Annotated in this window: 10 protein-coding genes; 3 read left to right on the forward strand and 7 right to left on the reverse strand. The window is 63.6% G+C overall.

Annotated features, from left to right (window positions below):
- The first annotated feature begins 165 nt into the window (after positions 1 to 165).
- Positions 166 to 531: a hypothetical protein gene (locus tag EOB59_RS22265; RefSeq protein ID WP_128289250.1), complete on the forward strand. Its 366-nt coding sequence runs from the start codon at positions 166 to 168 to the stop codon at positions 529 to 531.
- A 13-nt stretch (positions 532 to 544) separates the two neighbouring features.
- On the opposite strand, the gene EOB59_RS22270 is transcribed toward EOB59_RS22265, so the two are convergent.
- Genes EOB59_RS22270 through EOB59_RS22285 form a run of 4 tightly spaced genes read right to left on the reverse strand, consistent with a single transcriptional unit; the run spans position 545 to position 3576 of the window.
- Complete coding sequence (locus EOB59_RS22270) at positions 545 to 1162, reverse strand: DapH/DapD/GlmU-related protein (protein ID WP_128289251.1); 618 nt, start codon at positions 1160 to 1162, stop codon at positions 545 to 547.
- The gene (phnL, locus tag EOB59_RS22275; RefSeq protein ID WP_128289252.1) at positions 1159 to 1866 is read right to left on the reverse strand and encodes a phosphonate C-P lyase system protein PhnL; all 708 of its coding nucleotides are present in this window, start codon (positions 1864 to 1866) and stop codon (positions 1159 to 1161) included. Before phnL ends, EOB59_RS22270 begins: the two co-directional genes overlap by 4 nt.
- A gap of 37 nt (positions 1867 to 1903) precedes the next feature.
- Positions 1904 to 2680: a phosphonate C-P lyase system protein PhnK gene (phnK, locus tag EOB59_RS22280; protein WP_127267988.1), complete on the reverse strand. Its 777-nt coding sequence runs from the start codon at positions 2678 to 2680 to the stop codon at positions 1904 to 1906.
- Positions 2677 to 3576 (reverse strand): alpha-D-ribose 1-methylphosphonate 5-phosphate C-P-lyase PhnJ, encoded by a 900-nt coding sequence (locus EOB59_RS22285; RefSeq protein WP_128289253.1) that lies wholly within the window; start codon positions 3574 to 3576, stop codon positions 2677 to 2679. The genes phnK and EOB59_RS22285 overlap by 4 nt, the downstream gene beginning before the upstream one ends.
- Before the next feature lie 65 nt (positions 3577 to 3641).
- On the opposite strand from EOB59_RS22285, the gene EOB59_RS22290 reads away from it, so the two are divergent.
- Positions 3642 to 3845 (forward strand): hypothetical protein, encoded by a 204-nt coding sequence (locus EOB59_RS22290; protein WP_127382629.1) that lies wholly within the window; start codon positions 3642 to 3644, stop codon positions 3843 to 3845.
- A gap of 2 nt (positions 3846 to 3847) precedes the next feature.
- Here the strand turns inward: EOB59_RS22290 and EOB59_RS22295 are convergent, their stop codons facing one another.
- The 3 genes from EOB59_RS22295 to phnG are packed head-to-tail and all read right to left on the reverse strand — an operon-like array spanning position 3848 to position 6034.
- On the reverse strand, positions 3848 to 4960 hold the full coding sequence (locus tag EOB59_RS22295; RefSeq protein ID WP_128289254.1) for a carbon-phosphorus lyase complex subunit PhnI: 1113 nt from the start codon (positions 4958 to 4960) through the stop codon (positions 3848 to 3850).
- 1 nt (position 4961) lies between these two features.
- Complete coding sequence (phnH, locus tag EOB59_RS22300; RefSeq protein WP_128289255.1) at positions 4962 to 5573, reverse strand: phosphonate C-P lyase system protein PhnH; 612 nt, start codon at positions 5571 to 5573, stop codon at positions 4962 to 4964.
- The gene (gene phnG / locus EOB59_RS22305; protein WP_128289256.1) at positions 5573 to 6034 is read right to left on the reverse strand and encodes a phosphonate C-P lyase system protein PhnG; all 462 of its coding nucleotides are present in this window, start codon (positions 6032 to 6034) and stop codon (positions 5573 to 5575) included. Before phnG ends, phnH begins: the two co-directional genes overlap by 1 nt.
- Positions 6035 to 6168: 134 nt before the next feature.
- Between phnG and phnF the strand changes: the two genes are divergently transcribed.
- Positions 6169 to 6918: a phosphonate metabolism transcriptional regulator PhnF gene (phnF, locus tag EOB59_RS22310; RefSeq protein ID WP_164895721.1), complete on the forward strand. Its 750-nt coding sequence runs from the start codon at positions 6169 to 6171 to the stop codon at positions 6916 to 6918.
- Positions 6919 to 7027 lie beyond the last annotated feature (109 nt).

Genomic DNA, 7027 nt, shown 5'->3' on the forward strand with positions numbered 1-7027 from the left:
GGGCGGCTTGATTTCGACCACGGGAGCCTGCTGCTCGAAAAGTGCCAGGCAATCATTGAACAGGTCCCGCCATGCCGCGGTACGATCGCAAAGGGAAGCTGCGGGTTTTCACATAATCAAGAATGAAATAAGCATTCAGGCTCATGGGGGCAGGAGGCTTACCAATTGGCACGCTGGCGTCAGTGGTTGAGATTGTATGTTGCAGGAGTGATCGCTGTAACAAGCTTTGCAATGGGTCTGCTTTTGATACTCGTATATCGGGTTGGTAGCCTAAATCATCCGGTATCTGGATACCTTTACAATTATAAAAATGGGCGCGATACGGCAATTGTTTTAATGGTTCTAATATTCTTTATCGCGTTAGTTACGATCCGTTTTGCCAATAAGGCTGATGTGAAAGCCAAATCGCTTATAAATATTGGATATGATGTGAAATTTGTGGAATTTATTAGGCTAAATCAGACGGTCGCCGCTGTTCTTATTACGTTAACCTTCCTTTCTGTTATTTTGGACGTTTGCCTGAGCGGCTGACCTGTTCGGGCTGTCAACCTCCGTGCTTCTCCAAAAACTGATTGGCCGACAGTTCGCGAAAATCATCCAACGCGGCGCGCAACCTTGCATGGTCCCAGTCCCACCAGGCGAGCGCATGGTAGCGTTCGGCCGTTCGGCGATCGAAGCGCTCGCGGATCGGTTTGGCCGGCACGCCGCCGACGATGGTGTAGGGCGCGACATCCTTCGAGACGACGGCTCCGGCGCCGACCGCCGCGCCATCGCCGACGGTGACGCCAGGCAGGATGGTCGAGCCGTGGCCGAGCCAGGTGTCGTGGCCGATGGTGACACGATTGGCGCGGCGCTGGGCGAAGAATTCTGTCTCGTGCTCGGCATCGTCCCAGTAGTCCGAGGCGCGATAGGTGAAGTGATGCAGCGTCGGCCGCCAGGTCGGGTGGTTGGTGGCGTTGATGCGAACGCTGGCCGCGATGTTGGCGAACTTGCCGATCGTCGCGCACCAGACGGAGCAGTCCTGCATCATGTAGGAATAGTCGCCAAGTTCGCTTTCCGAGACCCGGCTGCGGTCGGCGATCTCGGTCCAGCGGCCGAGCGTCGAATTCTGTACGTCCGCCGTCGGGTGGATCAGCGGCGTCTCGGACAATTTCCTGCTCATGCGGCGATTTTTCCGGACGCGAAAGCGGTGACGTCGATGATGCGGTCGGCAACCGCCTCGCGCACGTCGTGGTCGTGGAAGATGCCGAGCAGGGCGACATCAGCCGCCTTCTTGGCGGCGATGAGTTCGATCACGACATCGCGGTTCCTGGCGTCGAGCGAAGCGGTCGGTTCGTCGAGCAGCAGGATCGGGTGCTCGGTGATGAAGCCGCGCGCGATGTTGACGCGCTGCTGCTCGCCGCCGGAGAAGGTCGCAGGCGGCAAAGCCCAGAGTTTCTCCGGCAGGTTGAGCTGCGCCAGCAAGGCGCGGGCCTTGTCTCTTGCCGCTTCGCGGTCCTCGCCACGCTCGACCAGCGGTTCGGCGACGACGTCGAGCGCCGAGACGCGCGGCACGGTGCGCAGGAACTGGCTGACATAGCCGATCGTTTGCCGGCGCACCGCAAGCACGGTGCGAGGGCTGGCGGTGGCGAGGTCGATCAGCCCGTCATCGTGCGTGACGATGATCTGGCCTTCGTCGACGGCATAGTTGCCGTAGAGCATCTTCAGGATCGAGCTCTTGCCGGCACCGGACGGGCCGCCGAGCACGGTGCATTCGCCGGCCCTGATCGAGAACGAGACACCGGCGACAACAGGCAGTTTGATGCCGTCGCGCAGGTGCATGGTGAAGCTCTTGGCGACGTCGGAGACAACGAGGGGGGTTGCCATCAGAAGGTTCTCCAATCGTCAGTCGTTTGCGCCATCGTCAAACCTGCAGAATCGAGGAAACAAGCAATTGCGTATAGGGCGCGCGCGGATCATCGAGCACACGGTCGGTAAGGCCGCTTTCGACGACGCGGCCGTCCTTCATCACCATCATGCGCTGCGACAAAAGCCGCGCCACGGCAAGGTCATGGGTGACGACGATGGCCGCCAGACCAAGATCGGTGACCAGACCGCGCAGCAGGTCGAGCAGGCGCGCCTGGACCGAGACGTCGAGGCCACCGGTCGGCTCGTCCATGAACACCAGGCGCGGCCCGGTGACGAGATTGCGGGCGATCTGCAGGCGCTGGCGCATGCCGCCGGAAAAGGCGCGCGGCTCGTCGTCGATGCGGTCCTCGTCGATCTCGACGCGCGATAGCCAGTCGACGGCGGTGGCGCGGATCTTGCCGTAGTGGCGGTCGCCGACCGCCATCAGCCGCTCGCCGACATTGGCGCCGGCCGACACCGTCATGCGCAGGCCGTCGGCCGGGTTCTGGTGGACAAACCCCCAGTCGGTGCGCATCAGGAAGCGGCGCTCGGCCTCACTCATGCGGTAGAGCTCGCGGAACTGGCCGTCGCGCATGCGGTAGCTGGCGCTGCCGGAGGAGGGCAGCAGCCGCGTCGACAGGCAGTTGAGCAATGTCGTCTTGCCGGAGCCGGACTCGCCGACCACAGCCAGGACTTCGCCCGGCCACAGGTCGAAGGAGACGTTGTCGCAGCCGACGCGCGAGCCGTAGAATTTGGAGAGCGCCGAGACGCGCAGCAGCGGTTCGTCGGTCATTGCGCCGGCTCCATTTTTTCCGAGGCAAGATGGTTTTCCGGGGCAAGGTGGCCGTGATAGCCGTCCGCCCGCCGCTTCTCGCAATGATCCGTGTCGGAGCAGACGAACATGTGGCCGCCATGGTCGTCGAGGATGACCTCGTCGAGATAGACATTCTCGGCCGCGCACAGCGCGCAGGGCTGGTCGAAGGTCTGCACCTCGAACGGATGATCCTCGAAGTCGAGGCTGACCACTTCGGTGAAGGGCGGCACCGCATAGATGCGCTTTTCGCGCCCGGCGCCGAACAGCTGCAGCGCCGGCGAGCGGTGCATCTTGGGATTGTCGAATTTCGGCGTCGGCGACGGGTCCATCACATAGCGGCCCTCGACCTTGACCGGATAGGCATAGGTGGTGGCGATGCGGCCGTGCTTGGCGATGTCCTCGTAAAGTTTCACATGCATGAGGCCGTATTCTTCCAGCGCATGCATTTTCCGCGTTTCGGTCTCACGCGGTTCGAGGAAACGCAGGGGCTCCGGGATCGGCACCTGATAGACCAGCACCTGGCCCGCCGTCAGCGGATGTTCGGGGATGCGGTGGCGGGTCTGGATGATGGTGGCGCTGGCGGTGTCAGTCGTCACCGCGACGTTGGCGACCTTCTTGAAGAAGGCGCGGATCGAGACAGCATTGGTGGTGTCGTCAGCGCCTTGGTCGATGACCTTCAGCACGTCATCCGGGCCGATGATCGAAGCTGTGACCTGCACACCGCCTGTGCCCCAGCCATAGGGCATCGGCATTTCGCGCGAGGCGAACGGCACCTGATAGCCGGGAATAGCTATGCCCTTGAGGATCGCCCGGCGGATCATCCTCTTGGTCTGTTCGTCGAGATAGGCGAAGTTGTAGGTGGCGATGTCGGTCATGGCGATCACATCCACATTGTGCTATCGAATTGGCGTCCAGGACGCGGAAACAGGGGCGAAATCGGATGACCCAGACCGCTTGGCTGCATATCGGAATTCTGCTGCTGGCGTTCGTCGGCGTGATCGCCTTTATCCTCCGAAGAATGGTTTTTCCCGGAGCCAGGGAAGGCGCGCATGGCGGGAGCATTGGCATCGGCGGCGGCCACAGTGGCGGGCATGGCGACCATTCGCACGACAGCGGTGGCGGTGACGGCGGATCGGGCGACTAGGCTCATTCTGCCGCCTCCTTCTTGTCTTTCAGCTTGTCGGCATTTTCGCGGGTGTCGTACTCGGCGCGCATGCGGCGCACGAGGTCGAGTTCGGCCTGGAAATCGACATAGTGCGGCAGCTTCAGATGCTCGACGAAGCCGGTCGCCTGGACATTGTCTGAGTGTGAGATGACGAACTCCTCGTCCTGGGCCGCGGCGACGACATCCTCGCCGAGCTCCTTCGCGCGCAGCGCCCGGTCGCAGAGCGCCATCGCCATCGCCTTGCGCTCGCTCTGGCCGAAGACCAGGCCGTAGCCGCGGGTGAACTGCGGCGGCGCCTTGGCCGAGCCTTTGAACTGGTTGACCATCTGGCATTCGGTGACGCGGACAGTGCCGAGCGGGACAGCGAAGGGCAGTTCGGGAACGTCGAACTCGAGCTCGACCTCGCCGATGCGGATCTCGCCGACGAAGGGATGATTGCGGGCATAGCCGCGCTGCGTGGAATAGCCGAGCGCCAGCAGGAAACCTTCGTCGCCGCGTGACAGCGCCTGCAGGCGGATGTCGCGCGCCATCGGGAATTCCAGGGGCTCGCGGGTGATGTCGCCGGGGACATGGTCCTGCGGCATCTCGCCATCCGGCTCGATCAGGCCTTCGCGGGCGAGGATCGCCGAGACGCGCGGCATGGCTTGCGCTTCGGTCTCGCGCTGCAGCGGTTCGGCGACATCAGCGCCGGCGGCAAGCTCGGGATCGAGAAGCCGGTGGGTGTAGTCGAAAGTGGGCCCGAGCAATTGGCCGCCGGGCAGATCCTTGTAGGTCGCCGACACGCGCCGCTCGACCAGCATGGTGGCGGTGTCGATGGGCTTGGAGTAGCCGAAGCGCGGCAGCGTGGTGCGATAGGCGCGCACCAGGAAGATCGCCTCGATCATGTCGCCGCGCGCCTGGACGATGGCTAGGGCGGCCAGCTCCCGATCGTAGAGCGAGCCTTCGCTCATCACCCGGTCGACGCCGAGCGCCAGCTGCTCGACGATCTGGTCGAGGCGAAGCGCCGGCACCGAACGGTCGCCGCGCCGGCGGTCGGCAAGCAGGCTGTGGGCGTTGGCGATTGCGGCTTCGCCACCTTTTACCGCGACATACATCTTACGCCTCCATCGTCTTGATGCGCGTCGTGCGCGGCAGGCAGGCAATGCCGCCTGATGTGACGAGGATGATGTCGACGCCACGCGGAAAGCGCTTGATGTTCTGTTTCCACTGCTCGACGAAATGGCGCGGCATCTGCGCCGGCGCGATCGTGGCGCTGGTTTCGATGCCAGGGCCTTCAAGCAACAGCGGCGTGCCGGAGACGAGATCGCCGACGTGCAGGATCAGCGTGGTCGAACGGTCGGGATAGTCCTGCGTGCCCTGCGAAAAACCATCGAGCGACATCATCTCGGCAGGTGCTGCGATCAAGGCGAAATGCGCATCGGCCGGCGTGTTGGCCAAAGGCGCGCCGGTGTGGAAGCCAAGCCATGATTTGACGGCAGGGGAAGCCTGCAGAGCCGGGTCAAGCCAGAGCGGCGTGTCGTTGTCGCAAAGCGCCAGCGCTATGGCGCCGGCGCTTGCTGAGAGCGGCGCCGGCGGGCGGGCGAAGGCCGGCAGCTTCTGCACGCTGCCTGGCCGCGCCATTGTGTCCATGACGGCGCGGAACACGGTCTGGGCATTGAAGACCGGATCGGCGAAACCGCCCTCGATCGATTGCGCTGCAATGTCCATCAGTCTTCTCCGCGAACCATGGTGAAGAAATCCACCTTCGTTGCCGCCGTCTCGGCGCGGCGTTTTTCATGCGCCGTGGTCAGGGCCGACCGCAGGGGCGCTATCAGTCCGGCCTCGACCTCGGTGCGGCGGGCAGGGTCCTGCCATAGCGCGTCGGCGATGGCCGCCAGCCTTGCCTTCTGCTTGTCGCGGCCAAGCGCATAGCAATGGCCGACCTGTCCGGACGGCAGCCGGACCGTGGCGCGGGTAACGGTCGCCTCGCCGACATTGAAAGGGGCGCCGCCGCCGCCGATGCGGCCGCGCAGGGTGACCAGGCCGGTTTCGGGGCCGCGGAGCAGCTCGGCGTCCGAAGGCAGTCCGGCCTTATTCCAGAGCCGTACGATGTCATCGCCGCTGGATTGCGCCAGGGTTGCCATGGCGGCCTTGCGCTCGGCCTGGTCGCGGGCTTCCTGTCCTCGCATAAGCAAATAGTCCTCGTGGTTAAATTTGTCTATTGATATAGACAACTATACAAATTATACCTATTATCTAGCGCGTGTCCATGACGGGTGGATGACAGCGACAGAAGACTGGGCGCTGAAGGTTGGGGGCAATGATGGTCGGACGGTTGGCAGCGGACAGCATCGAGCGGCGCAGCGGCGTTTCGCTGTGGCGACAAATCGCCGACAAGATCCTGCATGCGATCGCGATCGGCGATTTCACGGAGAATGCAGCGATGCCGCCGGAGGTGGCGCTGGCCGAGCGCTATGGCGTCAATCGCCACACGGTGCGCAGCGCCATATCAGCCCTTGTGCAGGAAGGCGTGTTGCGGGCCGAGCAGGGGCGCGGAACCTTCGTCTTGTCGCGCAAGCGGCTGTCCTATCCGATTGGCGCGCGCACGCGTTTTTCGACGGGCCTGCAGGGGCAAACCACGGAACGGCACATCGTCCTGCTCGCCTCGTCGGTCGAGCCGGCCAGCCAGCGCGTCGCCGAGGGCCTTGGCCTTGCCAGGGGGGCTGAGGTGATCCGTCTGGAAACGCGTGGCGAAGCCGATGGACGGCCGGTGTCGCGCGCTGCCGGCTGGTTCGAGGCCAGGCGCTTTGCCGGCATCGATGCCGCGATGGCGGAGACTGGTTCGATCACCGCGTCGCTGGCGCGCTTCGGCATAGACGATTATCTCCGGCAATCGACCGTGTTGTCGGCGCGCCATGCCGATGCGGCGGACCTTGCCGACCTCGATCTGCAGCCGGGCGCCATCGTGCTGGTCACGGTCGCCGTCAACGTCACGCCGGACGGCCAGCCGATCCAGTTTTCCGAGTCGCGCTTCCCTGCCGAGCGGGTGGAGCTCAAATTGTCGGCATTGTAGGGAGTGACGGGCTTATACAAGGCGTGATTTATCTGACTCACGCTGATATCAGACTAGCTTGGTCGCGCTCACTTGTCAGCGGCTTGGCGTTTGAGGACCGCCTTCCCCC

The sequence above is a fragment of the Mesorhizobium sp. M7A.F.Ca.MR.176.00.0.0 genome, assembly GCF_004023165.1.
Lineage (GTDB): Bacteria > Pseudomonadota > Alphaproteobacteria > Rhizobiales > Rhizobiaceae > Mesorhizobium.

Bases quoted from the DNA above. Each gene is read 5' to 3' on its own strand.
- EOB59_RS22290 (WP_127382629.1), top strand. From the start codon at position 3,642: ATGACCCAGACCGCTTGGCTGCATATCGGAATTCTGCTGCTGGCGTTC.
- phnF (WP_164895721.1), top strand. From the start codon at position 6,169: ATGGTCGGACGGTTGGCAGCGGACAGCATCGAGCGGCGCAGCGGCGTT.
- EOB59_RS22295 (WP_128289254.1), bottom strand. From the start codon at position 4,960: ATGTATGTCGCGGTAAAAGGTGGCGAAGCCGCAATCGCCAACGCCCAC.
- phnH (WP_128289255.1), bottom strand. From the start codon at position 5,573: ATGGACATTGCAGCGCAATCGATCGAGGGCGGTTTCGCCGATCCGGTC.
- phnG (WP_128289256.1), bottom strand. From the start codon at position 6,034: ATGCGAGGACAGGAAGCCCGCGACCAGGCCGAGCGCAAGGCCGCCATG.
- phnL (WP_128289252.1), bottom strand. From the start codon at position 1,866: ATGGCAACCCCCCTCGTTGTCTCCGACGTCGCCAAGAGCTTCACCATG.
- phnK (WP_127267988.1), bottom strand. From the start codon at position 2,680: ATGACCGACGAACCGCTGCTGCGCGTCTCGGCGCTCTCCAAATTCTAC.
- EOB59_RS22285 (WP_128289253.1), bottom strand. From the start codon at position 3,576: ATGACCGACATCGCCACCTACAACTTCGCCTATCTCGACGAACAGACC.
- EOB59_RS22270 (WP_128289251.1), bottom strand. From the start codon at position 1,162: ATGAGCAGGAAATTGTCCGAGACGCCGCTGATCCACCCGACGGCGGAC.